Raw genomic sequence first — 25,196 nt, forward strand, 5'->3', positions numbered from 1 at the left:
GGCTAGGCGAAACTTTGGATCTGGATGCCGGCGTCCAGCAGCGCGGCGCGGACGGCGGCGGCCATGGCAACGGCACCCGGCGTGTCACCGTGCAGGCAGATGCTTTCGGCCTTGACCTGGACCAGCGTGCCGTCGATGGCCCGGACCACGCCGTCCCCGGCCAGGCGCAGGACATGTTCGACGACGTCCTCCACCTTGTGCAGCACGGCGCCGGGCTCGCGGCGGGACACCAGGGTGCCGTCGGGGTTGTAGGCGCGGTCGGCGAAGGCTTCGGCTACGGTCCGCAGCCCGGCGGCGTCGGCCTGGCGCTGGATCTCGGAGTTGGGGAGGACCATGAGGGGCAGGGTGGGGTCCACGGCCAGGATGGCGGCAACGACGGCGCCGGCCTGCTGGGGGTGGTTGACGATGGTGTTGTACAGGGCGCCGTGGGGCTTGACGTAGCGCACGGCTGTTCCGGCTGCGAGGGCTACGGCCTGGACTGCGCCGATCTGGTAGACGACGTCAGCGGTCAGCTCTTCCGGGGTCATGTCCACGAAGCGGCGGCCGAATCCGGCCAGGTCCCGGTATCCGGGGTGTGCGCCGACGGTGACGCCGGCCTTCACGGCGGCCTGGCAGGTGGCCATGATGCCCACGGGATCGCCCGCGTGGAAGCCGCAGGCTACGTTGGCACTGGACACACTCTCGAAAATGGCGGCGTCATCGCCGAAGGACCAGTTCCCAAAGGACTCGCCGACGTCGCTGTTCAGGTCGATGCTGGGCATTGTGATCTCCGTCTCGGATTGGTGTCCTTCAAGAATGCCCTAAAAAGCCGGATTGTTCAACAATCCATCATCCTCGTTACGAACCTCTCCGCGACGCGGCATCACGTCCTGCCCCTTCTCCCCCAACGCGGCATCACATCCTGCCCCTTCTCCCCCTTCAGCATCACCTGCTGTCAGGTAGTGGGCGGGAAGTGATGGCGAGTCCGAAGAATCCGGGCAGGATGGGATGGCGCGTTGGAGCACTGGCCCGAGGGTTTCCCTGGAACGGGGTTCCGCTCGCTGCGGCATGGGGTGTTTTGTGTGTTAAATGTGGGAGGCCCCAACCGTGTGGTTGGGGCCTCGACCATTAATAGTTGTTCCGGCGGTGACCTACTCTCCCACACCCTCCCGGGTGCAGTACCATCGGCGCTGTGGGTCTTAGCTTCCGGGTTCGGAATGGGACCGGGCGTTTCCAACCAATTACATACATAATCGGTATCAACAAACTTGGCACACTATTGAGTTCTCAAACAACAGACACACCCGGCACCACCCAAACCAACGTTCAGGATCGCTCCGGAGCAACTTTTCAAACTTACCCGATCCCCGCCTCCGAAGCAAATCCATCTTTCAGGATTCCCATCGAATTGAAGACCGCCCCATACCGATTTCCAGCGCCCTAAAGAGCAACCAGATTTTGGCTTTGAATTGGGGGTTTTGGCCACCCGGTGAACAGTTCTTCACTGTCTCCCCCGCGGCGACTTAGAAAACAATACCCGCACACAACCCCCACCGCAAATCGGGCGGAAGGAGGTGGACAATCCGCGGAATTCCGGGGCAGGACGGGCGTTCCGGGCACCCAAGCAGCCTGCCGGCGCCGTAATTGCGCTGTGTGTGCTGCCGCACACTGTGCCGCACCGGCCATGAGCGCCGATGTACCCACTAACCGAACGAGCTGTGGACGCCTCCCCAAACGGGAAGCGTCCACAGCTCTACCTGGTGACTACCTGCTACTTGGCAATACCGCCGTGTTTGCTGCAGGCGCCCTGCCTCGTCGTGGACGGCCACACGTAGCCGTCACTGCAGATGATCGCACCCCCGACATTGGGCACAGTGACTGCCGGAGCCTTTGCCGCTTGCTGCGCTGCCTGGTCGGCTGCTGCCTTGGCAGCTGCGTCCCGGGCCGCCTGATCGGCTGCAGCTTTTGCAGCGGCAGCCTGGTCGGCGGCGGCCTTGTCAGCTGTTGCCTTTTCAGCGGCGGCCTTGTCAGCTGCGGCCTTGTCAGCAGCCGCCTTCGCAGCTGCTGCCTTCTCAGCGGCGGCCTTCTCCGCCGCCACGTCGTCGAGGTTCTTGACGCCGAGGTGCACTGTGGAGCCCTTGGCAGCCTGCGCCCCGTTGGCAGGATCCTGGGAGATCACCTGCCAGTTGCTCTTGAGAATGATCGATTTGCCCTTCGCACTATCCACAGCCTCAACAGTGAAGCCCAGCTTTTCCAACTGCTCTTTCGCCTTGTCCAACGTCAGATTCACCACGGCCGGCACGACGACGGTCTCGGTTGTCTGCGAGACAGCCGTAGCGGTGGCCGTCCCGGTCGGCTGCGTCGCCGCCTGCTTGCCGCCGCACCCTGTCAGCATGAGGCCGGTCAGCAGAACCAAAGCCAGTGAAGCCTTCATCCTGCCCATCGCTGGAACGGTGTTTTCTTTCATGTTTCCCCCTGGGAATGCTTGTGATGGTGGTAAAAATCGGGGCACGGAATGACCGGACGTGACAGGCCTACTCGCAGGCGACGCCGTCGGAGTCACGGTCCAACGCAGGGCGGTAGCCGGCCTGCCCCGCGTAAAGCGGCGCGGCGCCTGCAGCCCTCGCCGCCGCGCAGTTGGCGTAGTAGGCAGCAGCAGGTGCCGGCGCGGCAGGAACCGGGGCCACGGGCGCTGGTGCAGCCGGGACCACAGGCGCAGGCGCCACTGCAGCAGGTGCGGGTGCCGGCGCGGGTGCTGGAGCCGGCGCGGGTGCTGGAGCCGGCGCAGGTGCGGGCGCAACCGCAGCAGGTGCCGGGGCAGCCGCAACAGGAGCCGGAGCCTGCTGGTTTGTTGGCGCCAACTGCCCGGCGCAGTCGCCAAGTATCCGGGCAATTGCATCGTGCTCCGCCTGGGTGACCCACAGCCCGTAGGTCGCCTTCACCGAAACCTGCCGGGCAACGTACTCACAGCGGAAGCCCTTGTTCGGCGGCAACCAGGTGGCCGCATCGCCGTCGCCCTTTTGCTGGTTCGTGGGCCCGTCCGTGGCCTGCAGGTTCAGCGGATCGTTGGCAAAGGCCGTCCGCTGCTCCACTGTCAGCTGCTGCGCGCCCTTCTGCCAGGCGTCGCTCAAGGCCACCACGTGGTCGATCTGGACGGCGCTGCTGGTGGCGGAACCCCGCACAAAGCTGATGGTCTTACCCGTGTAAGGATCGGCCAGCGTTCCCGACTGCACCTTGCACGGCACACTGTTCGTGTACGAAATGCCGGTGAGGTCGCGTTTGAGGATGTCATTGCGGGTATCGCAGCCATTCCGGTCCACATCCGCCCACGCCTGGCCGAACTGCGCCCGGTCGTATCCGGTCTTCGGCGCGCGGCCCTTGATGGGGAGGTCAGCCAGCAGATCCAGCGCCTTGGTGGCGTAGGCAGGCTGCGCGTTGGGCGCGGTTGCTGTGACGCCGGCGGCAAGAGCGTATGGGTTCTCCGGGTCCAGTGGTTCGCCCGTGGCGTCGGCAGTGGGACTTGGCGTGGACGACGGCGACGCCTTGGCTGTCGCCGTCGGGCTCGCTGTCGCTTGGGTGGCCTTGGCGGTGCTCTCCGATGAGGCGGCCTGCAGGTCAGCGCCGGCAACCCGTGGCATTGCGACGGCACCGCCGACGAAGAGCGCCAAAGACGCTGCCATCGCGACGGCCCCGGCTTTCCGTTGTGCGGGCAGCCATGCCCAGGAGCGGCGTCCCGTGATGAGGACGTAGAGGCCGGTGAGGGCCAGCGAGATGGCCAGGACAACCAGGGCCCCCGCCAACCCGCTGTCCACTGCTGCCAAAAGCATGAACAGCGCGGTAATCGCCCCAACAATATACGTTGAATAGCGTGGTTTCCGCGCCGGCTTCGGTGCCGGAGCGGACGGAACAAACCCCATAAGGGTTTCGTAGTCGGACATTCTTTCCCCATTTACAGGAGGCCCGGAAAACGGCGCCCCCGCATTTGCCGGGCCTGCTGCTTAGCCCGGTAAACTCATCGTCGATGAGCCTATGCCGCATGGAGTAGGGCATAGGGGGCATTTCAGGATCCTCAGTGAACATTCAGGCAGTCTTGATGCGAACTTGAGGAAAGGCCGTCGTAATACGGTGTCGCTGCTTAACAATTTACGAATGACAAGACGATGAACGGGGTTTTCAGCCGCCGTTCCCTTGGAACAAACCCGAAGATAGAGTGGCAGCATGCAGATGCGCCTTGAGGTTGTACAGGTCCCGGTTTCAGACGTCGACAAATCAAAAGCGTTTTACACGGAAAAACTGGGATTCATTCTGGACCACGACGTGGAGCACATCCCGGGCATGCGCGTGGTCCAACTGACTCCCCCGGGTTCTGCCACCTCGGTGGTGATCGGCACCGGCATGACCACCATGACGCCGGGCAGCCTGGAGGGCCTCCAACTGGTTGTTCCCGATTTCACCGAAGTACGCAGCGAGCTGGTTCGACGCGGTGCAGATATCAGCGAGATCCAGGACCTTGGGGGCGTCCTGTTCGCCTACTTCAGCGATCCTGACGGCAACCGCTGGGTCATGCAGGGCCAGACGCAGGAGCACGTCCGGGACGCACACAGGTCGTAGGAAGAGCGGGCCGACGGCGGAGCGGGCGTCAGCCACAAACCCACAAAGCTGAGCGGGCGTCAGCAGCGGCACGCCGTTACGACGGCGGCGGCGCCTCCCCGGGCTGGAGTTCCAGCACGTCCTGGACCACCTCGTTGTGGCGCAGGAACCAGGGTTTGAACGGCGGGTCAAAGCGGGCGAACCTGGGCGCGCCCACGGGAGTCAGGCCGGCCAGGGTGAGCGCCGCCTGCAGTCCGTTGTTGCGCCGCTCAAAGGCCGATGCCGAACCGCTGCCGGAGAAGCCCAGCACTGCGGCCAAAGAACCGCGCACCGCCCGCACCCTGACCTTGGGATCGTCTGGCACCGGAGCAGTGTCCGCGGTCACGCCGGCGGGCAGGACAAAGGCGACCGAAAATTCGGCGGCCTGCCCGGCGCCGGGCAGCGGACCGCTTTGGAGTACGGGCGTTGTCATGGCGAGCTTCTGCGGTCCCGCTTCCTGGATCACCGGGGCGGTCATGGCAAGTTTCTGCCGGGCAGTGTTGCTGCCGCTGATGTAGTTGAAGAGATACCGGAAGGCTGCGTTGCCGGCGCGGTCAAAATCCGCGTTCACGGTTACCTCGGCCACCACGTAGTCCGGATACCGGCGCAGCTCGAAGTGCGGATAGCGCCGGACCACCTCATAGGGCTGCTGTTCAGTCATGGTGCGCACAGCCTACGCCGGTCCGGCAGCTGCGGACAGACCCGGGACAGGCACGGGACCGCCACAAGACCCAGCTACACCACCTGCTGCGTTCGGCGCGCCCGGAATTTAGCCCGCAGGACAGCGCTGCCGACCAGGACGGCGAACAGGAGCCCGATGAGACCGAAGATGACCGTCAGGACCACGCCGGCACCGCGCAGCCACACCCCGTCGCTCTCGTAGCCGGGCACAATCGCCCGGCCCGGATTATTTTCGGCATAGGTGACGGTGACGGTGTTGCCCACCACGGGATGCTGGTCGTGGTCCACGGCCGCGAACGTCTTGCGGGGCACCCCATCCGCGGCCGTGTAGTCGACCCTGATCCTGCGCTCCGAAGCCTTGGTGACGTCGTCGAAGTGGACGATCGTTCCGGTGGCCTGCGCCCCGGTCCGTGCAAGCTCTTGATCAGAGTTGATCATGAAGCTGCCCACGCCGATCATCACCGGCCCCAAGCAAAGGACCAGGACGGTCACGGCCAGGTTCAGTTTCCCCTTCCACGACAGCCACGGCTTACGGTTTCCGTCAGTTCTGCGCCCAGTCACGGCTCCCATTGTGCCGGAGCTGTCACCAAAACCACATCCGCATCCATTGCCTCCGGCAACCAGCCGGAGCATAATAGTTAGCAGAACTAATTAGCATTGCTAATAAACACCGCAGGAGGCGCATCCACCTACATGTCCCCCACCCAGACGCAGAACCAGGCAACCGCAGACCCCACCGCCCCGGATACCCTCGCCATCGATCTCCGCACCGCCGTGATGCGCACCTCGCGCCGGCTCCGCGTTGAGGCAACAGGCGAAATCATCACCCCCGGCCAGTACACGGTACTGGCACTGCTCAACGGCAGCGGTCCCAGCACCCTGCGCGCGCTGGCCGAAAGTGAACACGTCCAGGCACCGTCCATGACCAGGATCGTCAATGCCCTCGCCGACCAGGGCTTCGTTACCCGGTCAGCCAATCCCGACGATGGCCGGCAGGTCCGCGTGGAGATCACCGGTGCCGGCAGGAAAGTCCTGGCAGAGGCCCGAAGCCAGCGCACCGCGTGGCTGGCCCAGCGCGTGGCCGGACTCAGCGAGGAAGACCGGCTCACCCTCAGCCGCGCGGCCCGCATCATGCAGGAAATGAGCGGCAAATGAGCGCGATGTTCCGGGCCCTGGAGAACCCCAACTACCGCATCTGGGCCAGCGGCGCGATCGTCTCCAACATCGGCACCTGGATGCAGCGCGTGGCCCAGGACTGGCTGGTCCTGACCGTCCTCACCGACCACTCAGGTGCCGCCGTCGGCCTCACCACGGGCCTGCAGTTCCTGCCTATGCTGCTGTTCGGGCCCTACGGCGGGGTACTGGCGGACCGCTACCGCAAGCGCATCATCCTCATGTGGACGCAGCTGGCCATGGGCTTCACGGCCCTCGCCATCGGCCTCCTGGTGGTCACCGGCAACGCCCAGCTGTGGCACGCCTACGTTGCCGCCTTCTGCCTGGGCGTGGCCAGCGCCGTGGATGCACCCGCACGCCAGGCCTTTGTTTCCGAACTGGTGGGCCAGGACAACATCTCCAACGCAGTGGCGCTTAACTCGGCGTCCTTCAACACCGCCCGGCTCACCGGTCCTGCGATCGCCGGCGTGCTCATCGCCTGGGTGGGTACCGGCCCGGTGTTCCTCCTGAACGCCGCGAGCTTCGCCGCCGTCCTGGTCTCGCTGTTCCGGATCCGCACCACGCAGCCTGCCCCCGTTGCCAAGGGAGACCGGAACAAACACCAGGTGGCCGAGGGCATCCGTTACGTGCGGCGCCGTCCGGACCTGATGCTGATCATGGTCCTGGTGGGCATCCTCGGCGCGTTCGGCATGAACTTCCCGGTGATCAACTCACTGATGGCCACCACGGAATTCAGCATGGGCCCCAGCGAATTCGGGCTCCTCGGCTCCATCATGGCGGTGGGCACGCTGGCCGGCGCCCTCCTGGCGGCGCGCCGTTCCGGACCGCGGCTGCGGTTTCTGCTGGGCGGGGCACTGGGACTGGGGGTCTTCACCATACTGGGCAGCATCGCGCCGAACTTTTGGGTGTACGCGGCCATCCTGATTCCCGTGGGCCTGGCGTCCATCACTTTCCTTAACAGCTGCAACACCAGCATCCAGCTCTCCGTGGAGCCACAGTTCCGGGGCCGCGTACTGGCCCTCTACCTGGCCATCCTCCAGGGCGGCACCGCCATCGGTTCGCCGCTGGTGGGTTGGATCGGCAGCGAGTTCGGCGCCCGCTGGTCCGTCGCGGTAGGCGGCATCGTGGTGCTGCTCGCTGGCATCGCCGCCGTCATCGCGGTCACCAGGCGCAACCGGCTCACCCTTCGCGGCGCACTCCGGATGGCCCTCGGCAGGCGCGAGCCCGCAGTCTGAGCCCACTGCTGCGGTGGCGGGGCTTCACTGTTGCGGGGCGGCCACGATGTCCACCGAGATTTCGACGACCGGCACCGTTCCCTTGTTCTCGAGCCAATGGGTGGTGTGGCGGTCCTCCTGCCAGCCCACCCCCGGCCCGTACTCGGTGACCCGGCCGTCCCGGTGCTCCGTGATGGTCCCCTGCAGGACATAAACCGTCCCGGGCCGGCCCACCTGGTCATGGAGGGGCCCGAAAACTCCGCCAGGTTCGATGGTCACCATCCGCATGCGGAGTTGGCGCCCTTCCATGCCCTCGATCTCCCCGGCAAGGTCCACCGTTGCCAGAAGCTCCATGGAGACGCCCTTCGTCTCCGGCACCGCCTCTTCCGCACCCAATGCCATCCCTTCCTTCCGTACCGCTGACGACGGCGGCGCCGGCCTGCCGCTGCCACGCGCCCGGGTGCGGGTGCTTTGGGCGGCAAGTGCCGGCGTCGACCGTTTTATTGCTGGACCTCCTGCTGCAAGCCTTGGCCGTCAGGACGGAATGGAGGAGATGTTCAGGATGTTGCCCTCGCTGTCCAGGAACCACGCTGCCTGGCCGTACCCCTCCATCGTTGCGATGCCGTTCTCGGTCTTCAGCCCTGGCATGTCGTAATCCTCGAAAACGACGCCGCGGGCCCGCAGTTCGTCCACGTCCCGCTGAACGTCGTCCGTGGCCCAGCCAATTTGCGTGTTCTTGGCCGAACCGGCGTTGTCCGTCTGGTAGATCAGGAACGAGGTTCCCTTTCCGCACCGGTAGACAAGGCCGCCGTCCGCCATTGTCCGCTCGGGCTCAAACCCCAGCTTGTCCCGATAAAAATCCCGCGCCCGGTCGATGTCCTTGGCCGGCAGCACAGCCATGACTTCCATATCTTTGAGCATGACGAATCTCCTTGTGCTCTAATGGCGTTGCTCTCCCCCTGAAATGGTCCGGCCGTCCCCCGCCGGGCGTCGTGGCCGTCCTTCCCGCCGATTGCCGGGGCGGCCGCCTGGAACCCCTGGGTCCGCCGCGGCGCAGAACAGCAGCGGGAGGTTCCCGAAGTCTACGAGGCCATTATGGGACCGAAAATCCCACGACGGAATAGGGGATTTAAACGGCCCGGAAACGGCCTCCCCCTGCTACTTACGTGCCACCCAGATTGCTTTACGCAGGGCAGCGCCGGCTACGGATACGAGGGGCACCAGGCATACCAGCGCGGCGATGGTGTTGGGGCGGAAGGCCGGACGCCCATTAACCGTCCGGTAAATTCCCAGGGGCACAACGAACCCGCCGCCGCCCCCGCCGGAGGCGCCATCCTCCGCTTCGGTGCCACCACCGAAACCGAAGGACACCAGCGCCACGGGCACGATCTCCTCCCCGCCCAGGTTGACGGGGGTGCCGTAGGCGCGCGTCACGCCCATGTTCTTGAAGGATTCCGCAAGGGACGCAAGAGTGTCAGCCATGGCCTCACGTTAGATGGCCAGGCGTGGCTGCAGGTAGGACCATAAGTCCTGAGGAGCGTCCTGATGCACCGGGAGGCAGGGGCCCCTGCCGTGCCGGCCGGCGTCGTCTGCTTCTTTACTTCCGGATCTCGGCCATCCGCAGCCGAACAATGTCTTCCAGCACGTCGTCGGGCACGGGATGGTCCGCGGTGAAGCGGATGGTCCCCTTGGACAGCGAGTACCCTTCCAGGCGTCCGGCCACCGCTTCCACCACCGCGCCGGAAAAGGGAAAGATCGAAAGGTGTCTTGCCGCCGCGACGGCTGCCAGCAGCGGTTTGCCGTCGAGTTTCAGGGCGGGCATGCCGTAGCTCATCCCTTCCGTGGCCTCGGGAGCCAGAGAGCGTACCGTCTCCACCACATGCTGCAGGCAACTCCGGTCGGGTTCATCCAGCGCAGCCAGCGCCTCGTCCACGGCGCCCAACGGGAACCTCAGCTCTTCCTGGCCGCAACCGTGGAGGCCAGTGCGGCGAGGCCTCGCTCGAAGTCGGCGCCCACCATCTTGTCCATGTCCATGAACAGTGCGAACACCCTGCCCAGGCCCTTGTTCTCGCCCGTCATCCGCCAGGTCACCTCGGTACCGGTGTCCACCGGGGTGAAGCTGAACGTGGTGGGGTTCAGTGCCTTGAACGGCCTGGTGAACTGCAGCCGGATCCGGATCAGGCTGGCGGGTATGGATTCTGTGAGTTCCATGGTGCCGCTGCCGGCCCTGCGGTTGCCGCTCCACTCGTACCCCGCGCCGGGGCCGGCTTCGTTGCCGAAGTAGCGGCGGCTCATGCCCGGATCGATCGTTTCCCATGGGGACCAGGCGGTCCACTCATGGAAGTTGTTCACCAGCGGGAAGATCTCTTCTGCGGAAGCGGGAATGACGGCGCTGCGGCGGACTTCAAAAGTGGACATGGCCCCAGCATAGGGGCGGGAGCCGCTGGCGTTAAGGGAGGACGACGTTCACGGGGTCCTTGCCCTCGAGCAGGAGGCCGATCTGCTTCCTGAGCAGCCGGACCATCCGGGGGAACATGGCCGAACTGGCGCCGCCGACGTGCGGGGTGACGAGCACGCCCGGTGTGGTCCACAGCGGGTGGTCCGCCGGGAGGGGTTCCGGGTCGGTCACGTCCAGGGCGGCCCGGAGCCGGCCGCTGGATGTCTCGGCGAGCAGGGCGTCGGTGTCCGCCACGGGGCCGCGGGCCACATTGACCAAGAGGGCGCCGTCCGGCATGGCCGCGAGGAACTTGGCGTCCACCAGCTGCTGGGTCTGCTCAGCCAGCGGAACACTGACCACCACAATCTCGTGCAGCGGCAGTTGCTCGTAGAGCGAGTCGATTCCGTAGATGGTCCCGCGCTCGTCCTCACGGGCGCGGCTGGCCATCCTGGTGACGTCGGTTTCAAACGGCAGGAGCCGGGCCTCGATGGCCTTGCCCACTCCCCCGTAACCCACCAGCAGCACGCGCCGGTCGGCCAGGCTGGGCCGCGGGCTGTTGTCCCACGTTCCGGTGTCCTGGTTCCGGACAAAGTCCGGGATGCCCCGTTGGGAGGCCACCATCATGCCCACGGCGAGCTCCGCCGTCGACGTCTCATGGACTCCGGCCGCGTTCGCGAAGGTGACGCCGTCGGGCAGAACCGCGGCGACGCCGTCGTACCCGATGGACTGGCTCTGCACCAGGCCCACGTCAACGCCCTCCAATGCGGCGAGCGCCGACGGCTTGCCCATGTAGCCGGGCACCAGCAGGTCCAGCCGGCCCTCCGGCGCGGGTCCGTCCAGGTCCCACAGGACAAATTCGACGCCGTCAATGGGGGTGAGCGCGTCCAGCAGGTTCTGGGCGGGCAGGCAGACGCGCAGCGGGGCCGTCACGCGGCGACCATCAGAATGTGCCATTGGGCAGGGCAGCAAGTACTCATGGGGGTCTCCAGGGTTCCGGGCCCGGCGCAGCTGCAGCGGGCGTTAAAGTTCCACAACCAACCTACCTCCGGCACCGCCCTCGCCGATTCTTTTTCGCTACGCAACACGCCTCCGCCGGACCCTGTCACGTCCATGACAGGCCCTTCAATCCTGTAAATTTAAGGGAGGAATTGTCCGGCCAGCGAGCCGCTTTCCAACCCCACCCTTTGAATGGACGCTCCCCCATGTCTTCCGCGATTTCCGCGCCGTCCCCTGCCCGTTTTCCCTACGCCGCAATGGTGGTCCTGGCCACCATTGCGTTCACGGCCATCACCACCGAACTCCTCCCCTCCGGGCTGCTGCCGCAGATCAGCACCGGCCTTGGCGTCTCCGAGCCGGTGGCCGGTTATCTTGCCGCTGCCTACGCCGCCGTCATTGTTGTCACGGTGGTTCCGGCGGCACGGCTGCTGGGGAAGATCCCGCGGCATGCCCTGCTGGTGGGGCTGGTCCTGACCTTCGCGCTCAGCAACGCACTGGTGGGACTGGCACCGGACTTCACGTCGGCGATGATCGCGCGGCTGGTGGGCGGGCTGGCGCACGGGTTGCTCTGGACCACCATGGCGCCGTTCGTTTCCCGCGTGGTTCCGGCTGACAAAGTGGGCAAGGCGCTGGCGATCGTGTTCAGCGGCAACAGCCTGGGCTTGGCCATTGGCGCGCCGGTGGGCACCGCCCTGGGCGGATTCCTGGGCTGGCGTGCCGCGTTCCTGGTCCTCGCCGGGTTCGGCGTGGTGCTGACGGTCCTCGCGTTTTGGCTGCTTCCCCGCGTCCAGCGCATTTCCGACGCGGCCCGCCCGTCCCTGCGCAAGGCGATCGGCCAGCCAGGCGTGAAGTCGGTGGCGGTCGCCTGGCCGCTGCTGGTCCTGGCGCACTTCGCCCTGTTCACCTACATTGCACCCTTCATCCGCGAGGCGAACCTGCCTGACTACGCCACGAGCCTCTCGCTCACGGTGCTGGGCGGGTCCGGCCTGCTGGGCATTTGGATTGCGGGGCTCACCGTGGATTCGCGTCCCCGCCGTTCGCTGATGATCACGACGGCGGCCATCGCCGCATCGATGTTCCTCCTGCCGCTCGCCGTGGGTAACCTGCCCGTGGCCCTGGTGCTGATGACCATCTGGGGGGCGGGCCTGGGCGCCATCGGCATCTACAACCAGTCCGCGATCCTCCGGGCCGGCGGGGAGTACAGCGAAGCCGCCAACGGGCTCACGGTCCTGACCATCCAACTGGGCATCACCATCGGCGCTCTCTACGGCTCGGCGGCCCTGGTGGTCGGCGGCCCGCTGCTGGTTCCGGCCGCAGCGGCAATCCCGGTGGTCGCCGCATTCGTGATCACCCTCGCCGGCAAGCGGTACGCCTACCCGCCGGGCCCGCGCGAGCGCATCTGGTTGGAACCCCGGCCGGTCACCGACAAGGTCAAGGACCCCGCCTGATCCCTGCATCGATTGCTCCGTAAACGTCGTTTTGAGCCGCCAAAACGACGTTTACGGAGCAATCGATGCGGGGGCAAGGCAGAACCTGGCGTTAATCTCCCCTCCAACTGGGTGCATCCCTGGCGCAACCTGGCCGCCCTAACGTTGGCGGGTCACCCGGCACCGCCGGAACCCGTCACCAGGAGGAACCATCCCCATGCGCACAGTCCTGACCGCTGCGGCCACCGCCGCCCTGCTCGCCGCAGCCATCGCCTCCCCCGGCGCCGCCTTCGCCGCCGAAACCTCCGAGGGCGGCACGCCGTCGTCGAACGCTGCCGGCACCGCCAGCTCAGCCATCACAACGAACGAGCGCAACGGCTCCTTCGACCTCCAGGCGCACCGGGGCGGGCGCGGCGAGTGGACCGAGGAGTCGCTGGCGGCGTTCGGCAACTCCCTGAAGCTCGGCGTCAGCACCTTGGAACTGGACACCCACCTCACGGAGGACGGGAAGATCATCGTCTGGCATGACGACACCATCCAGGCCAACAAGTGCATCGACACCGCCGCGGCCACCGCCGGCGACCCGGAGTTCCCGTACGTCGGCCGCAGGGTGGCGGAACTGTCCCTGGCCCAGGTCAAGACCCTCAACTGCGGCTTCACCCAGCTGCCCGGCTTCCCGGAGCAGGACGTGATCGAAGGGAACCGCATCGCCGAGCTCAAGGACGTCTACCAGCTGGCGGAGCAGTACAACGCCAAAAAGGTCCGCTTCAACGTGGAGACCAAGGTGGAGGACGGCAAGGCCGGCGGCGACGGCATGGTGGCGCTGACCAAGGCCGTGGTGGCAGAAGTGCAGGCGTCCGGCGCTGCGGACCGCACCACCATCCAGTCCTTCGACTGGTCCTCGCTGAACCTCACCAAAAAACTGGCACCGGAACTGACGCTCGTTGCGCTTTCCAGCGGGGATAAGTGGATGCAGGTGGGCCAGCCCGGTGCCGCGCCCGAGCTGGGCGGCATCGACATCGACACCTACGGCGGCTCCCTTGCCAAGGCCGCAGCCGCCCAGGGGTACAACGTCATCTCCCCCACGTTCAGCTCCGTCACCCCGCAGATGATCGCTGACGCGCACCAGCTGGGCCTCGCCGTCATCCCCTGGACCGTCAACAAGCCCGCGGACATGGAGCGGCTGATGGACCAGGGCGTGGACGGCATCATCACCGACTACCCCACCCGCCTGCGCACCCTCATGGATGAGCGCGGCCTGAAGCTGCCCAAGGCCTACGCCCCGCAGGCATAGTTCCGAGGATCAGGGCCATACATCAAGGCACGACGGCGGCTGCCGGACTTCCGCTGGGGGAAGCCCGGCAGCCGCCGTCGTCCGTCCAGGCCACAGGGCTCAATCCCGGTATTTGGCCACGGTAAACAGGAACGTTGAGTCCTCCTCGGCGTGCAGGCTGTGCAGGCCCGGCGGGACGATCAACAGGTCGCCGGCCTTGCCCTGCCATGACTCGCCGCCGGCCTCGAGGCTAACGCAGCCCTGGATCACGAAGACCGTGGCGTCGCCGGGGTTCTGGTGTTCACTCAACTGGGTTCCGGCCTTCATGGCCATGACCGTCTGCCGGAGGATCTTTTCGTGGCCGCCGTACACAGTGTCCGCAGCGCGCCCAGTGCTGGAGGTAACCGCCGCCTCGAGCTGCTGCCGGGCCAGCGCGTCGATCGATATCTTCTGCATGCGCCCAAGGCTACCCGCGTTCACGGCCCCTGGGGGCCGGTTTCTTCCAGTCGGCGCAGGCTGGAAATCCCCTTGGGAGGGGATGGAGCACCGGTGAGGCCGGGCCTACCCTTCGAGCATGAACACCGTGTCGCAGATCTTCGCGGTGATGGCCGCGGCCATCTATATCTTCGTCTTTCCGGTGGAGAGCTTCCTCCTCCGCCGCAGCAGGTGGGCGCAGAAATTCCTGAGCACGCCGCCGGAGAACGTCCCCGCCGTGATGATGTGGGCCATCCCCACCGGGTACCGGAACCTGCTGGTTGCGCTGGGGGTGATCGCGGGCGTAGTCGCCGCCAACTCCGGCCACCTCGTGGTGGGCTACACGCTGGTGGTCTACTGCTGCGCCAACATGGTCCTCACTGCTCCCACCATGCTGCTCGCAGACCTCCAGGGGCACTATCCCCGGAAGTGGGACAGCGTGCCGGGGACCCTCGCGGCAACGGTCCCTGCCCTGGTGGCCCTGCTCCTGCTGCCCTTCGGTCCGTAGCTTCTCCGGGGCACGGTCCACAGCGGCCGCTGCAGCCTTAAAGCGGCCCGCGCCGGGGGTACCCGATTTCGGAGCCCGGCAAAGGCTTGATAGACGTTAAAGGATGCCTGACTTCCTGAATCCCGCCCTGCCCTTCATCGCCATGGCCCTGGCGGTGGTGGCCGGACTCACCCTGTCCTGGCTGCTCCGCAAGATCGTCCTGAAGCTCAACCGCAAGCGGCCCGAGCTGCAGGCCACCTCCCGGGTGGCCCGCCAGCCGCTGCGGCTGGCACTGTGCCTGGTGGGCGTCCGCGCCGCGCTGGGGCTGACGGCTGCAGGCGAAAGCTGGCATGCCGGCGTCGACCATCTCCTGCTGATCGCCATGATCGGCGCGTTCGCGTGGCTTGCCATCGCCGTCCTGCTGATCGTGGAAGCCGTGGTGCTGAACCGGCACAGCGTGGACGTGGCGGACAACCGGCGTGCCCGGCGGCTGCGCACCCAAATGATCCTGGCCCGGCGGATCGCCGTGGCGCTGGTGGTGGTGCTCGCCGTCGGCACTGCCATGCTGACGTTCCCCGCGATCCAGGCGCTGGGGGCCGGGCTGCTGGCGTCCGCGGGCGTGATCTCGATCGTGGCTGGCCTCGCCGCGCAGACGTCCCTGGTGAATGTCTTCGCCGGCATGCAGCTCGCGTTCACCGACGCCATCCGCGTGGACGATGTGGTGGTGGTCCAGAAGGAGTGGGGCCGGATCGAGGAGATCACCCTCACCTATGTGGTGGTCCATCTCTGGGACGACCGCCGACTGATCCTGCCCTCCACCTACTTCACCACCACCCCGTTCGAGAACTGGACCCGCCGCCAATCCGAGGTCATGGGCACCGTGGAGTTCGACCTCGACTGGCGCGCCCCCGTGGAGGACATGCGGACCGAACTGCGCCGGGTCCTGGCCGGCACCGAACTGTGGGATGAGCGCGTGGGCGTCCTGCAGATCACCGATGCCACCGGAGGCTTTGTCCGCGTCCGCATCCTGGTCAGCGCCGCGGACAGTGCCGCGCTGTTCGACCTGCGCTGCCTGGTCCGCGAAACCATGGTCACGTTCCTCCAGCAGAACCACCCGCAGGCGCTGCCGCACCAGCGATGGGAGCAGGCAGCGGACGACGGCGGCACGGCCGCCCGGCGCAAGGCACCCCTGCGCGGGCTGGGTGCGTCGGGGGCGGCGGGTGCGCATGCCCCGGCGGACCCGCACGAATCGCAGCTGTTCACCGGTTCCATCGAGGCCGTGGAACGCTCGCGGGCCTTCACCGGTCCCGGCGACGAGGTGTTCGAAGAGCGCGACCGGAACCTGGCATCCCATAACTAAAAACCCTTGATAGGTGACCATATGGTCACCTATCATTGAGGGCATGGACGACGTGTTCAAAGCACTCTCCGACCCCACCCGCCGGGACCTGCTCGACGAGCTGTTCCGCGAGGACGGCCAGACCCTGAGTGCGCTTGAGGCACGGTTCAGCATGAGCCGGTTCGGCATCGCCAAGCACCTCCGCATCCTGGAGGACGCAGGCCTGGTGGTGGCCCGCCGTCGCGGGCGGGAAAAGCTGCACTTCCTGAACCCGGTCCCCATCCGCCTGGTCCACGACCGCTGGGTCAGCAAATACGCAGAACCATGGGCCGCTGCCCTCAGCGACCTCAAATCCAGATTGGAAAGTCCCATGGAAAAGATCTTCGAAATTTACATCAAGACCACACCGGAGAAGCTCTGGGAAGCCATCACGGACAGCGACATCCGCAGCAAGTACCAGTTCGGCAATACGCTGCAGTCTGACTGGACGCCCGGCGGCCGCTTCGAAATGGGCAATCCCAAGGCCGGGCAAATCCTGGGCGAAGGCGAAAACCTCGAAGTAGACCCGCCGCGCCGCCTGGTCCAGACCATGCGCGCGCTGTGGGGCGAGGACGTCAAGGCCGAGGGCACGTCCAAGGTCATCTGGGAGATCGAACCGGTAGGCGATTCCTGCCACCTCACGGTCACCCACAGCGACCTCCGCGAGGGCGCCAACGAACAGCTCTACGGCGGCTGGCCGATGATCCTCTCGGGCCTGAAGACGTGGCTGGAAACCGGTGAAAAGCTCACCACGCCCGGGTCCCTGATGTACACGTAGGGGCCGCGCCAACCGGTCCGCGGATCGGTAAGGTCATGTCATGGACAGTGGCGCCCTGGTCAATATTGGGTTGGTACTCGGTTTCGTACTGCTGGGCGGGGTGTTCGCGGCGGCGGAGATGGCCCTGGTGTCCCTGCGCGAAAGCCAGGTGCGCGGGATCGAGAAGTCAGGTGGCACCGGCGCCCGGACCGCCGCCCTGGCACGCAACCCCAACCGGTTCCTCTCCACCGTCCAGATCGGAGTGACCCTGTCCGGGTTCTTCTCGGCGGCCTATGGCGCCTCCGCGATCGCCCCCGCCGTCGTCCCCCTCCTCGAAGCCCTGGGGCTGGGCGCGGCGGCCGGGCCGGTGTCCTTCATCGGCATGACCCTGCTGGTGGCCTACCTGTCCCTGGTCCTGGGTGAGCTCGCCCCCAAGCGGCTGGCGCTGCAGCGTCCCGTCGCTTTCACCAAAGTACTCGCCCCGCCGCTGGTCGGACTCGCCCGGGTCATGCGTCCCGTCATCTGGCTCCTGTCCGTGTCCACCGACGCCGTGGTCAGGCTCCTTGGCGGCGACCCCCGGGCCAAGCGGGAGGGCATCAGTTCCGAGGAGCTCTGGGACATGGTGGCGGACAGCGAACTGCTCGAAGAGAGCAGCCGGAACATCGTGGCCGACGTGTTCGGCGCCGGGGACCGGACACTGCAGGAGGTGATGCGCCCCCGTACGGAGGTGACCTTCATCGACGGTGCCATGAGCGTTGCCGACGCCCGCAGGATGGTCAGGGACGGCCCGTATTCGCGGTTCCCGGTGATCGGGAGGAGCCCGGACGATGTCCTGGGCTTCGTGCACATCCGGGACCTGATGCCCCGGGACGAAGTCCAGGAGCAGTCCCCGGTGCGGACTCTTGCCCGGGAGATCCTTCCGCTGCCCGGGACCAACCGGGTACTGCCGTCGCTGTCCAGGATGCGTAAGACCAACCAGCACATCGCCCTGGTGGTGGACGAGTACGGCGGCACTGACGGGGTGGTGACGCTCGAAGACTTGGTGGAGGAACTGGTGGGCGAGATCTATGACGAGTACGACACGGGCGCCGAGCATGAGGACCGGGTCAACGTGGCCAACGGCTTCATCGACGTGGACGGCGGCCTGATCCTGCAGGAGTTCAAGGCAGCCACCGGGATCGCCCTCCCGGAAGGCCACTACGAGACCGTGGCCGGGTTCATGATGGACCGGCTGGGGCGCCTGCCCCGCGCAGGCGACCGGGTGCAGATCCCGGGTTACGTGCTGGCGGTCCTCAGCATGGACAGGCTCCGGATCGCCCGCATCCGGGTCACACCCGTGACCGGGCCGGGCGGCTGACAAAACTGGAACGCACGACGGCGGCAGGCGCCTTGCCGTGGACCAAAGGCCCTACGGCGAGGTCCAGACCTGCCGCACGGGCATCGTGGTCAGCAACCACGTCTCAACGCCCAGCGGGATCGAGTCTTCCTCGTCCTCGAGCAACTACACGGACGCCCTGAGCTCCAATGATGGAAGCACGTCCACGACCATCAGCACCCAGACGCACTCCCATTTCCTGATACGCGACGGGCAGGTCTTCGAGATGGGCCAGCACTACCGTGAGCAAACCACGCTGACAGGCCCGGACGGCACCCGGCAGTGCTGGGACAGGGAGGATTCCCACCGGGTGCGGAACTCCGTCCAGTACGACCGCGAGGCACATTACTGCCCTTAGATCAGCGGCAGCAGGTCATGCCTGGGTACCAAGCCCCTGCTTCAAAAAGGTGAGCGTCCGTGCCCAGGCGTCGGCGGCCGCAGTGGCGTTGTAGGTATACCTGTTGGTGTCGTTGAAGAAGGCGTGGCCGGTGTCCGGGTAGACAACGGCTTCGAAGTCCACGCCGGCTGAGCGCATCCGTGACTTCAGGCCGGGAAGCTCCTCCATGAGTGCCTCGTCCTGCTCGCCGTAAAAAGCCAGGACGGGGCAGTTGATGGCGCGCAGCTCTGCGTCCTTGAACTCGGCGTGCCCGTAGAACGGCACGGCGGCGCGCAGCCGCGGCTCGGCAACGGCGAGGGAGAAGGTGTACGTCCCGCCCAGGCAGAAGCCTGTCGCGGCCACCCGCCCTGCCAGCCCAGGGAGGCCTTCCAGGTGGTCAAAGCACACGCGGAGGGCGGCGAGTGCGTGTTTGGCATATTCCGGGGAGCGCATCGGCGCCATGTGCTTGCGCAACCGTGGCTGCGCGTTGCTGCGCTGTTCCGGATCGAACGCCGCCTCCTGCAGCTCCCCTGTCAGGTCGGACGTTCCCCCGGCTCCGGACAGCAGGTCAGGGGCCACTGCGAGGTAGCCTTCCGCCGCGAAGCGGTCAGTTACATCCTTGGTATGGCCTACCAGCCCCCAGACTTCGTGGACCACCACCAGGCCGCCTTTGGGAATCCCGGCCGGTTCACTGATGTACGCCTGGACGGCGGTTTGGGCGTTGCCCAGAGTCATCATGTTTCCCATGGGGCCAGCATGGCACGCTCCCCCGGGCCCTTCCAGAGGTGGGGCTACGCCTTTTGCTGCCGCCAGAATACGGAGATCCCCAATGTCACCGCACAGAGAACCAGCATGGCCAGGACCATCCTCATCCAGCTGTCCTGGTGCACGCCGCCGGACGCAAAAACCCCGATCATCACGGTGGCGGTGATCGCCCCTACGTAGCGGCAGGTTTGGTAGATCCCGGCAGCGACGCCCCGGTCCTGCGGCCGGGTGGACACAAACATGCCCTGGTTGGAGGCGATGCTCACGGTCCCGTACGGGATGCCCATGAGGGCCGTGAGGACCACCACGACGGGGATGGCCAGCGTACCGGTCAGCAGCCACATGAGGGCCGCCACCACCGTCAAAAGGACGACGCCGGCAAGCAGCACCCGCCGGACCCCGAACCTTCCCATTGCAGAGACTGCCCACGGGGTGGCCACCACGGACATGCCGGCCAGCGGCAGCATCAGCAGGCCTACCACGCCGGGATCGTATCCGCCGGCTTCCTGCAGGAGTTGTGGGAGTCCGAAGAAGACGAAGTAGTAGACGCTGCTGAAAACGGCGAAGGCCAGGTACACCAGCATCAGCGGCCTGTTCCGGCCCAGCAGCCGCAGGTCCAGGAACGGCTTGGCGAAGCGCAGCTCACGCCAGGCAAACAGCGCTGCGATGACGGTTCCACCGGCAAGCATCAGCCAGCGGTAGTCCGGTGCCACGTTCAGCGCGGCCATCATGACCAGCAGCAGCGCGCCGATGAATCCGGCGATGCCCGGCAGATCCGAGTCCCGCACCAGCTCCGCCACGCTGCCGCGCTCCCGGGCCTTGTCCGGCGGGGCGGCCTTCCGCACGATCAGCAGCGCCGCCAGGGCCAGCGGGACATTGACCAGGAACAGGGACTCCCAGCCCACGAAGCCCACCAACAGGCCGCCCACCACGGGACCCACCGCGGCGGCGGACGTGTTGGCCATTTGCAGCCGGCCCAGCGGACGTGCCGTATCCACCTTTGCCTGGTGCGCGAGCGCCCCCACCATCACCACCGCGCTGGGATACGCGGTGGCCGTGCCGAGGGCCATGACCGCCCGAGCGACGCAGAGCAGGGCGAAGTTGGGGGCCAGCGGAGCCAGGGCGCAGGTGATGGCCACCAGCCCCATGCCCAGCAGGAACATCCGCCGCGGGCCGAACCGGTCGGCCAGCCGGCCCATGACGGGCTGGCCGGCGGCAGAGGCCAGGTAGAACGACGTGACCACCCAGGTGACGGCAGCGACGTCGAGCCCGAAGTCAGCGCGCAGCACCACCAGGGCCACGGCGATCATGGAGGAGTTCAGCGGGTTCAGTGCCGTGCCCAGGCTGAGGCCGGCGACGGCCAGGGCAGTCCGGGGGTTGTTGCTCACGGTAACAGTCTGGCCCACAGCGGACGCCGGGGACGACTTGGCCGGATCCCGGCGTGGTGTGGCGTTGGCTATTTGCCCGTCAGTCCCACCGGGAACAGCGCGTCCTCGACTGCCCGCGTAAGGTCCCGGATCACCTCTGCCTGCCCGTCATCCGGAACGCCCTCCGGGTTCTCCGTATAGATCACCAGCGCGAACGTCGACCCGCGGTAGCTCAGGAGCGCAGCGTCGTGCAGTTCCCCGGACACTTCCCCGTACTTGTGGTGCACGTCCACGCCGGACCGTGACCCGGCGGGAATGAGGTCTTCGTTGTTGGTGTCCTGCATGTAGCTCAGCAGCTGTTCCGTGTTGTCCTTGTCCAGGAGCTCCCCCGCGTACAGCTTCTTCAGGATCAGGGCCATGTCCGCGGCGGTCAGCAGGTTCTGTTCGGGGTCGTACGCGACGCCGATGGAGGCCGCGTAGGCGGTCAGCTGTGGGTGTCCCACCGCGTCCATGAGCAGCAGCCAGGAATCGTTGTTGCTGTCGTTGACCATGGCTTTGAGCTGGAACGCGGCGTCGTAGTCGCCCATGGGTTCGTCGAGGCTTGCCTGCCCGTTCTCCACCAGGTGGTAGTAGGCGGCGGCGGTCAGGATCTTCGCCGTGCTGGCCGCGGTAAAGGTGTTTTCATCGCCGAACGTCCGCTCGGCGCCCCCGGACACGTCGGCGAGCGCCAGCCCAATCCGGTATTCGTCGGCTTCGCTGAGGATGCTGTCCACGCTGTCCTGCAACGACGGCGGGGCTGCCGCCACCGGTGCCGCGGGAACCGCCGGCTCGGTGGGAACCACTGCCCCCGTCGGCGGCTCGGACCGGACCACGGCCAGGGTGATGGTGCCGACGATGACCAGCACCACGGCAAGGGCCAGGATCAGCAGCCTTCTGTTGCCCCGTGCCTTGCCGGACGACGGCTTGCCCGGTGCCGGCGGCGGAGCGTCCCGGCCTGGTTTGGGCACCACGGGGTGCATGGACATACAAGGGCTCCTGTCCCGCCTAGGCAATCACAAAACAACGTCAGCGCGGCGTTGAGCCGCGCTGACAAATGCTGATTAAATCACCGGAGTTTGGGAGCTTCCTGAAGGCTTGCCGGGTGTTCCACCGGGCGGTCCTGCCGACGCGGAAATCCGCTGTCGACGCACAAATTTCCTCGCGCGTTCCGAACGCCGTCCGCGCCAGGGAGCCGGCGCCTCGGGAACCACTTTGCGCGTCGGAACCGGGGTTCAAAAGGGCAAGCCTTTGCGCGTCGAAACCTAGCCGCGGGTGCGGGCGGCGATCGCGGTCTCCAGGAATTCCAGGTGCGCGGGGGCAACTGCAACTACGCTGCCCAGGTATTCGGGGTGCTTGGCCAGGAACTTCTTGATGAACGGGCAGACCGGAACGATCCCCATCCCCGCGTCCACCGTGCTGTCCAAGGCCACCGCGGCCAGCCGGCCCGCCAGGCCCTGGCCGCCGTATTCCTCGTTGATCAACGTGTGGTAGAAAATCCGCTGCGGCGACTCCCCGCCGTCGTACTCCTTGTACGCCGCCTTGCCGATGACATTGCCGGCATCAAGAATCTCGAAGCGTTCGCGCCCAGGGGTGTGGCGGACGGTGATGTCGCTCAAGGGAACTCCTTCAGTTGCGGGTGTGCTGACCGTGCAAAGCCTAACCCGGCCCGGTCCGCTCTTATTTCCGCAAGTGAAGGTTCCTTGGCGACATCCCCGCCCGCCGTCGCGTCAGCTGAGGTAGCCGTTCGGGTTAAGGACGTACTTGGTGGCTGCGCCGGCGTCGAACTCCGCGTAGCCCTTCGGTGCGTCCTCCAGCGGAATTGCCTTTGCGTTGACGTTCTTGGCGATGTGCACCCGGTCATTCAAGATGGCCATCATCAGCTGCCGGTTGTACTTCATCACCGGGCACTGGCCCGTGGTGAAGCTCAGCGACTTGGCCCAGCCGGTGCCAAGGCTCAGCGACAGCGCACCCTTCTTGGCGGCCTCGTCGATGCCGCCCGGATCGCCCGTGACATACAGGCCCGGGATGCCCAGGGCACCGCCGGCCGTCGTGAGCTCCATGAGGGAATTCAGGACCGTCGCGGGCGCCTCCTTGGCGTCGTGCCCATGGCCCTTCGCCTCGAACCCTACGGCGTCGACGCCGCAGTCCACCTCGGGGACGCCGAGGATCTGCTCGATCTGATCCTTCGGATCGCCCTTGGACAAGTCCACGGTCTCACAGCCAAAGCTGCGTGCCTGCGCCAACCGGCCCTCGTTCATGTCGCCCACAATGACGACGGCGGCACCCAGCAGGTGCGCACTGGTCGCCGCTGCGAGGCCAACAGGACCGGCCCCTGCCACGTAAACGGTTGAGCCGACACCCACACCGGCTGTGACCGCACCGTGGAACCCGGTGGGGAAGATATCCGAGAGCATGGCCAGGTCCAGGATCTTCTCCATGGCCTTGTCCTTGTCCGGGAACTTCAGCAGGTTCCAGTCCGCGTACGGCACCAGGACGTAATTTGCCTGGCCGCCCACCCAGCCACCCATGTCCACGTAGCCGTAGGCGCTGCCGGGGCGATCCGGGTTCACATTCAGGCAGATGCCGGTCTTGCGCTCCTTGCAGTTCCGGCAGCGGCCGCAGGCGATGTTGAACGGCACCGAGCAGAGATCGCCCACCTTGATGAATTCGACGTCACGGCCCACTTCCACCACTTCACCGGTGATTTCATGGCCCAGCACCAGGTTGGGTGGAGCCGTGGTGCGGCCGCGGACCATGTGCTGGTCCGAACCGCAAATGTTGGTGGCCACGGTTTTGAGGATGACCCCGTGGTTGACCGGGCGTCCCACGTTGGCGGGGTTGACCCCGGGGCCGTCCTTGAGCTCGAACGTTGGATAATCAATGTCAATTACTTCGACCTTGCCGGCTTCTTTGTAGGCAACGGCTTTGTTCCCTGTCATCTATCGCTCCTGTAGTCAGGCGTCCGGTGGGACGGCCGTGATCTGGGTAGGTGAGACATCCCGCGGAGGGGAACAGTCCTGGCCGGTTGGTGCATCCTGATGTTTGGCATGGTCAGGTACCGGTTCCCGGGGTGGGGATCCGCCCAGTCTAGGCACGGCCCACAGAGCGGTCTAGGGGTAGGAGCCCCTTGTTTACCGGAGGCTTCAGGTGGGGAAGTGTTATCCGCGGCGTAGGCTGTACCAACCGGCTCCAGGAACGCAGGCTGGCCGGTCCCCAGGCAAGTTCTACCGTTGAGGAGAACGGCATGAAAACGCGCACTATTGGACAACTGACAGTTTCCGCCCTTGGCCTTGGCTGCATGGGCATGAGCGAGTTCTACGGCGGCGGCGACGAACAGGAGTCGGTTGCCACCATCCACGAATTCCTGGACGCCGGCGGATCGCTGCTGGACACGGCAGACATGTACGGGCCCTTCACGAACGAAAAGCTCGTGGGCCGGGCCATTTCCGGCCGCCGCGGGGACGTGGTGCTCGCCACCAAGTTCGGCAACGAACGCCGCGAGGACGGTTCGTGGGTGGGCATCAACGGCCGGCCCGACTACGTCCGGTCCGCCTGCGACGCCAGCCTGCAGCGGCTGGGGGTGGACCACATCGACCTCTACTACCAGCACCGGGTGGACAAAACGGTTCCCATCGAGGACACAGTGGGCGCCATGGCGGAACTGGTCCAGGCCGGCAAGGTCCGCTACCTGGGCCTCTCCGAGGCGTCGGCGGAAACCATCCGGCGGGCCCACGCCGTGCACCCCATCACCGCGCTGCAGACTGAATATTCGCTGTGGGAGCGCGAGCCCGAGACCAAGGTATTCCCCGTGCTCGCGGAGCTGGGCATCGGTTTCGTGCCGTACAGCCCATTGGGCCGTGGCTTCCTCACCGGCCAGATCCGCAGCGCGGACGACTTCGCGGAGGACGATTTCCGCAGGCACTCCCCCCGGTTCCAGGGCGAGAACTTCACACGGAACCTGGAACTGGTGGACCGGGTCAAGGAGCTGGCGGACCGGAAACAGTGCACTCCCGGCCAGCTGGCCCTGGCCTGGCTGCTGGCGCAGGGTGAGCATATTGTTCCGATCCCGGGGACCAAGAAGCGTGAACGGCTGAGGGAGAACCTGGGCGCCGTGGACGTGGAGCTGACCCAGGACGAGCTTCAGCTGCTGGACCAGCTGGCACCGGCTGGGTCCACTGCGGGCGCGCGCTACCCCAACATGTCCACCATCGACACGTAGCCTTCGGGAACCACGCACGGACGGCCCTTGCCCGCATAAGCGTTGCCGGCCAGCACCGCTTATGCGGGCCCGGGCCGTCCACGCCCCGGCCAGGGGCAATGGTTTACGACGGCGGGGCGGGGCTGGCGTAGGGTGGTCCTACGGCTGAAG

General features: G+C 66.3%; 28 protein-coding genes and 1 rRNA gene. 11 read left to right on the plus strand and 18 right to left on the minus strand.

Annotation, left to right across the window (positions count from 1 at the left end):
* Nucleotides 1-2 precede the first annotated feature (2 nt).
* The 4 genes from BACI349Y_RS14720 to BACI349Y_RS14735 form a co-directional block, all read right to left on the minus strand.
* Nucleotides 3-761, minus strand: coding sequence for a LamB/YcsF family protein (locus tag BACI349Y_RS14720; RefSeq protein ID WP_159632750.1), 759 nt, complete (start codon nucleotides 759-761; stop codon nucleotides 3-5).
* Nucleotides 762-1,117: 356 nt separating this feature from the next.
* Nucleotides 1,118-1,232 (minus strand): 5S ribosomal RNA (gene rrf / locus BACI349Y_RS14725).
* A gap of 518 nt (nucleotides 1,233-1,750) precedes the next feature.
* A complete protein-coding gene (locus BACI349Y_RS14730) occupies nucleotides 1,751-2,446 on the minus strand; it encodes a PASTA domain-containing protein (RefSeq protein ID WP_159632751.1) in 696 nt (231 codons plus the stop codon).
* Nucleotides 2,447-2,513: 67 nt separating this feature from the next.
* A complete protein-coding gene (locus BACI349Y_RS14735) occupies nucleotides 2,514-3,806 on the minus strand; it encodes a GmrSD restriction endonuclease domain-containing protein (RefSeq protein WP_236560849.1) in 1,293 nt (430 codons plus the stop codon).
* A 391-nt stretch (nucleotides 3,807-4,197) separates the two neighbouring features.
* Here BACI349Y_RS14735 and BACI349Y_RS14740 point away from each other — a divergent pair, with 391 nt between their 5' ends.
* Entirely contained in the window at nucleotides 4,198-4,590 is a 393-nt protein-coding gene (locus BACI349Y_RS14740; protein WP_159632753.1) for a VOC family protein, read from the plus strand.
* Between the two features lie 76 nt (nucleotides 4,591-4,666).
* On the opposite strand, the gene BACI349Y_RS14745 is transcribed toward BACI349Y_RS14740, so the two are convergent.
* Both BACI349Y_RS14745 and BACI349Y_RS14750 read right to left on the minus strand, forming a co-directional pair.
* Nucleotides 4,667-5,269, minus strand: coding sequence for an SOUL family heme-binding protein (locus BACI349Y_RS14745; protein WP_159632754.1), 603 nt, complete (start codon nucleotides 5,267-5,269; stop codon nucleotides 4,667-4,669).
* A 74-nt stretch (nucleotides 5,270-5,343) separates the two neighbouring features.
* Nucleotides 5,344-5,850, minus strand: coding sequence for a DUF3592 domain-containing protein (locus BACI349Y_RS14750; RefSeq protein WP_159632755.1), 507 nt, complete (start codon nucleotides 5,848-5,850; stop codon nucleotides 5,344-5,346).
* A gap of 132 nt (nucleotides 5,851-5,982) precedes the next feature.
* Here BACI349Y_RS14750 and BACI349Y_RS14755 point away from each other — a divergent pair, with 132 nt between their 5' ends.
* On the plus strand, nucleotides 5,983-6,444 hold the full coding sequence (locus BACI349Y_RS14755) for a MarR family winged helix-turn-helix transcriptional regulator (protein WP_159632756.1): 462 nt from the start codon (nucleotides 5,983-5,985) through the stop codon (nucleotides 6,442-6,444).
* Complete coding sequence (locus BACI349Y_RS14760) at nucleotides 6,441-7,697, plus strand: MFS transporter (RefSeq protein ID WP_159632757.1); 1,257 nt, start codon at nucleotides 6,441-6,443, stop codon at nucleotides 7,695-7,697. The genes BACI349Y_RS14755 and BACI349Y_RS14760 overlap by 4 nt, the downstream gene beginning before the upstream one ends.
* Nucleotides 7,698-7,721: 24 nt before the next feature.
* Here the strand turns inward: BACI349Y_RS14760 and BACI349Y_RS14765 are convergent, their stop codons facing one another.
* The 6 genes from BACI349Y_RS14765 to BACI349Y_RS14790 form a co-directional block, all read right to left on the minus strand.
* Nucleotides 7,722-8,078 (minus strand): cupin domain-containing protein, encoded by a 357-nt coding sequence (locus tag BACI349Y_RS14765; RefSeq protein WP_201302454.1) that lies wholly within the window; start codon nucleotides 8,076-8,078, stop codon nucleotides 7,722-7,724.
* Between the two features lie 132 nt (nucleotides 8,079-8,210).
* Complete coding sequence (locus tag BACI349Y_RS14770; RefSeq protein WP_159632758.1) at nucleotides 8,211-8,597, minus strand: VOC family protein; 387 nt, start codon at nucleotides 8,595-8,597, stop codon at nucleotides 8,211-8,213.
* Between the two features lie 237 nt (nucleotides 8,598-8,834).
* Nucleotides 8,835-9,158, minus strand: a complete 324-nt coding sequence (locus tag BACI349Y_RS14775) for a hypothetical protein (protein ID WP_159632759.1) — start codon at nucleotides 9,156-9,158, stop codon at nucleotides 8,835-8,837.
* Between the two features lie 115 nt (nucleotides 9,159-9,273).
* Nucleotides 9,274-9,618 carry an iron chaperone gene (locus tag BACI349Y_RS14780; RefSeq protein WP_159632760.1) on the minus strand — a complete coding sequence of 115 codons (345 nt, stop codon included), beginning with the start codon at nucleotides 9,616-9,618 and terminating at the stop codon, nucleotides 9,274-9,276.
* An 8-nt stretch (nucleotides 9,619-9,626) separates the two neighbouring features.
* Nucleotides 9,627-10,094, minus strand: coding sequence for an SRPBCC family protein (locus BACI349Y_RS14785; RefSeq protein WP_159632761.1), 468 nt, complete (start codon nucleotides 10,092-10,094; stop codon nucleotides 9,627-9,629).
* A 31-nt stretch (nucleotides 10,095-10,125) separates the two neighbouring features.
* A complete protein-coding gene (locus tag BACI349Y_RS14790) occupies nucleotides 10,126-11,043 on the minus strand; it encodes a 2-hydroxyacid dehydrogenase (protein ID WP_159632762.1) in 918 nt (305 codons plus the stop codon).
* Nucleotides 11,044-11,315: 272 nt separating this feature from the next.
* Here BACI349Y_RS14790 and BACI349Y_RS14795 point away from each other — a divergent pair, with 272 nt between their 5' ends.
* Both BACI349Y_RS14795 and BACI349Y_RS14800 read left to right on the plus strand, forming a co-directional pair.
* A complete protein-coding gene (locus tag BACI349Y_RS14795; protein ID WP_159632763.1) occupies nucleotides 11,316-12,557 on the plus strand; it encodes an MFS transporter in 1,242 nt (413 codons plus the stop codon).
* Nucleotides 12,558-12,753: 196 nt separating this feature from the next.
* The gene (locus BACI349Y_RS14800) at nucleotides 12,754-13,830 is read left to right on the plus strand and encodes a glycerophosphodiester phosphodiesterase family protein (protein ID WP_159632764.1); all 1,077 of its coding nucleotides are present in this window, start codon (nucleotides 12,754-12,756) and stop codon (nucleotides 13,828-13,830) included.
* Between the two features lie 99 nt (nucleotides 13,831-13,929).
* Here the strand turns inward: BACI349Y_RS14800 and BACI349Y_RS14805 are convergent, their stop codons facing one another.
* Nucleotides 13,930-14,265: a cupin domain-containing protein gene (locus BACI349Y_RS14805; protein WP_159632765.1), complete on the minus strand. Its 336-nt coding sequence runs from the start codon at nucleotides 14,263-14,265 to the stop codon at nucleotides 13,930-13,932.
* A gap of 118 nt (nucleotides 14,266-14,383) precedes the next feature.
* Between BACI349Y_RS14805 and BACI349Y_RS14810 the strand changes: the two genes are divergently transcribed.
* From BACI349Y_RS14810 to BACI349Y_RS14830, 5 genes are all read left to right on the plus strand, one after another.
* Nucleotides 14,384-14,791: a DUF1304 family protein gene (locus tag BACI349Y_RS14810; RefSeq protein ID WP_159632766.1), complete on the plus strand. Its 408-nt coding sequence runs from the start codon at nucleotides 14,384-14,386 to the stop codon at nucleotides 14,789-14,791.
* Nucleotides 14,792-14,894: 103 nt separating this feature from the next.
* A complete protein-coding gene (locus BACI349Y_RS14815; protein ID WP_236560850.1) occupies nucleotides 14,895-16,130 on the plus strand; it encodes a mechanosensitive ion channel family protein in 1,236 nt (411 codons plus the stop codon).
* Nucleotides 16,131-16,173: 43 nt separating this feature from the next.
* Complete coding sequence (locus tag BACI349Y_RS14820) at nucleotides 16,174-16,926, plus strand: ArsR/SmtB family transcription factor (RefSeq protein ID WP_159632767.1); 753 nt, start codon at nucleotides 16,174-16,176, stop codon at nucleotides 16,924-16,926.
* A 40-nt stretch (nucleotides 16,927-16,966) separates the two neighbouring features.
* Complete coding sequence (locus BACI349Y_RS14825) at nucleotides 16,967-18,262, plus strand: hemolysin family protein (protein WP_159632768.1); 1,296 nt, start codon at nucleotides 16,967-16,969, stop codon at nucleotides 18,260-18,262.
* A 37-nt stretch (nucleotides 18,263-18,299) separates the two neighbouring features.
* Entirely contained in the window at nucleotides 18,300-18,638 is a 339-nt protein-coding gene (locus BACI349Y_RS14830; RefSeq protein ID WP_159632769.1) for a hypothetical protein, read from the plus strand.
* A 15-nt stretch (nucleotides 18,639-18,653) separates the two neighbouring features.
* Here BACI349Y_RS14830 and BACI349Y_RS14835 read toward each other — a convergent pair whose 3' ends face one another.
* The 5 genes from BACI349Y_RS14835 to fdhA all read right to left on the minus strand — a co-directional run bounded on the left by BACI349Y_RS14835 (nucleotide 18,654) and on the right by fdhA (nucleotide 23,766).
* Nucleotides 18,654-19,403, minus strand: coding sequence for a dienelactone hydrolase family protein (locus BACI349Y_RS14835; RefSeq protein WP_159632770.1), 750 nt, complete (start codon nucleotides 19,401-19,403; stop codon nucleotides 18,654-18,656).
* 44 nt (nucleotides 19,404-19,447) lie between these two features.
* On the minus strand, nucleotides 19,448-20,809 hold the full coding sequence (locus BACI349Y_RS14840) for an MFS transporter (RefSeq protein WP_159632771.1): 1,362 nt from the start codon (nucleotides 20,807-20,809) through the stop codon (nucleotides 19,448-19,450).
* A 68-nt stretch (nucleotides 20,810-20,877) separates the two neighbouring features.
* Entirely contained in the window at nucleotides 20,878-21,813 is a 936-nt protein-coding gene (locus BACI349Y_RS14845; RefSeq protein WP_159632772.1) for a serine hydrolase, read from the minus strand.
* Between the two features lie 276 nt (nucleotides 21,814-22,089).
* The gene (locus BACI349Y_RS14850) at nucleotides 22,090-22,443 is read right to left on the minus strand and encodes a GNAT family N-acetyltransferase (protein ID WP_159632773.1); all 354 of its coding nucleotides are present in this window, start codon (nucleotides 22,441-22,443) and stop codon (nucleotides 22,090-22,092) included.
* A 111-nt stretch (nucleotides 22,444-22,554) separates the two neighbouring features.
* Nucleotides 22,555-23,766 carry a formaldehyde dehydrogenase, glutathione-independent gene (fdhA, locus tag BACI349Y_RS14855; protein WP_159632774.1) on the minus strand — a complete coding sequence of 404 codons (1,212 nt, stop codon included), beginning with the start codon at nucleotides 23,764-23,766 and terminating at the stop codon, nucleotides 22,555-22,557.
* Nucleotides 23,767-24,071: 305 nt separating this feature from the next.
* Between fdhA and BACI349Y_RS14860 the strand changes: the two genes are divergently transcribed.
* On the plus strand, nucleotides 24,072-25,046 hold the full coding sequence (locus BACI349Y_RS14860; protein WP_159632775.1) for an aldo/keto reductase: 975 nt from the start codon (nucleotides 24,072-24,074) through the stop codon (nucleotides 25,044-25,046).
* Nucleotides 25,047-25,196: the final 150 nt, after the last annotated feature.

It is taken from the genome of Arthrobacter sp. 8AJ, assembly GCF_902506025.1.
Taxonomy (GTDB): Bacteria; Actinomycetota; Actinomycetes; order Actinomycetales; family Micrococcaceae; genus Arthrobacter.

Excerpts from the sequence above, each read along its gene's own strand:
- BACI349Y_RS14720 (WP_159632750.1), bottom strand. The coding sequence starts at position 761 with ATGCCCAGCATCGACCTGAACAGCGACGTCGGCGAGTCCTTTGGGAAC.
- BACI349Y_RS14730 (WP_159632751.1), bottom strand. The coding sequence starts at position 2,446 with ATGAAAGAAAACACCGTTCCAGCGATGGGCAGGATGAAGGCTTCACTG.
- BACI349Y_RS14735 (WP_236560849.1), bottom strand. The coding sequence starts at position 3,806 with ATGCTTTTGGCAGCAGTGGACAGCGGGTTGGCGGGGGCCCTGGTTGTC.
- BACI349Y_RS14740 (WP_159632753.1), top strand. The coding sequence starts at position 4,198 with ATGCAGATGCGCCTTGAGGTTGTACAGGTCCCGGTTTCAGACGTCGAC.
- BACI349Y_RS14745 (WP_159632754.1), bottom strand. The coding sequence starts at position 5,269 with ATGACTGAACAGCAGCCCTATGAGGTGGTCCGGCGCTATCCGCACTTC.
- BACI349Y_RS14755 (WP_159632756.1), top strand. The coding sequence starts at position 5,983 with ATGTCCCCCACCCAGACGCAGAACCAGGCAACCGCAGACCCCACCGCC.
- BACI349Y_RS14760 (WP_159632757.1), top strand. The coding sequence starts at position 6,441 with ATGAGCGCGATGTTCCGGGCCCTGGAGAACCCCAACTACCGCATCTGG.
- BACI349Y_RS14765 (WP_201302454.1), bottom strand. The coding sequence starts at position 8,078 with ATGGCATTGGGTGCGGAAGAGGCGGTGCCGGAGACGAAGGGCGTCTCC.
- BACI349Y_RS14770 (WP_159632758.1), bottom strand. The coding sequence starts at position 8,597 with ATGCTCAAAGATATGGAAGTCATGGCTGTGCTGCCGGCCAAGGACATC.
- BACI349Y_RS14775 (WP_159632759.1), bottom strand. The coding sequence starts at position 9,158 with ATGGCTGACACTCTTGCGTCCCTTGCGGAATCCTTCAAGAACATGGGC.
- BACI349Y_RS14785 (WP_159632761.1), bottom strand. The coding sequence starts at position 10,094 with ATGTCCACTTTTGAAGTCCGCCGCAGCGCCGTCATTCCCGCTTCCGCA.
- BACI349Y_RS14795 (WP_159632763.1), top strand. The coding sequence starts at position 11,316 with ATGTCTTCCGCGATTTCCGCGCCGTCCCCTGCCCGTTTTCCCTACGCC.
- BACI349Y_RS14800 (WP_159632764.1), top strand. The coding sequence starts at position 12,754 with ATGCGCACAGTCCTGACCGCTGCGGCCACCGCCGCCCTGCTCGCCGCA.
- BACI349Y_RS14805 (WP_159632765.1), bottom strand. The coding sequence starts at position 14,265 with ATGCAGAAGATATCGATCGACGCGCTGGCCCGGCAGCAGCTCGAGGCG.
- BACI349Y_RS14810 (WP_159632766.1), top strand. The coding sequence starts at position 14,384 with ATGAACACCGTGTCGCAGATCTTCGCGGTGATGGCCGCGGCCATCTAT.
- BACI349Y_RS14815 (WP_236560850.1), top strand. The coding sequence starts at position 14,895 with ATGCCTGACTTCCTGAATCCCGCCCTGCCCTTCATCGCCATGGCCCTG.
- BACI349Y_RS14820 (WP_159632767.1), top strand. The coding sequence starts at position 16,174 with ATGGACGACGTGTTCAAAGCACTCTCCGACCCCACCCGCCGGGACCTG.
- BACI349Y_RS14825 (WP_159632768.1), top strand. The coding sequence starts at position 16,967 with ATGGACAGTGGCGCCCTGGTCAATATTGGGTTGGTACTCGGTTTCGTA.
- BACI349Y_RS14835 (WP_159632770.1), bottom strand. The coding sequence starts at position 19,403 with ATGGGAAACATGATGACTCTGGGCAACGCCCAAACCGCCGTCCAGGCG.
- BACI349Y_RS14845 (WP_159632772.1), bottom strand. The coding sequence starts at position 21,813 with ATGTCCATGCACCCCGTGGTGCCCAAACCAGGCCGGGACGCTCCGCCG.
- fdhA (WP_159632774.1), bottom strand. The coding sequence starts at position 23,766 with ATGACAGGGAACAAAGCCGTTGCCTACAAAGAAGCCGGCAAGGTCGAA.
- BACI349Y_RS14860 (WP_159632775.1), top strand. The coding sequence starts at position 24,072 with ATGAAAACGCGCACTATTGGACAACTGACAGTTTCCGCCCTTGGCCTT.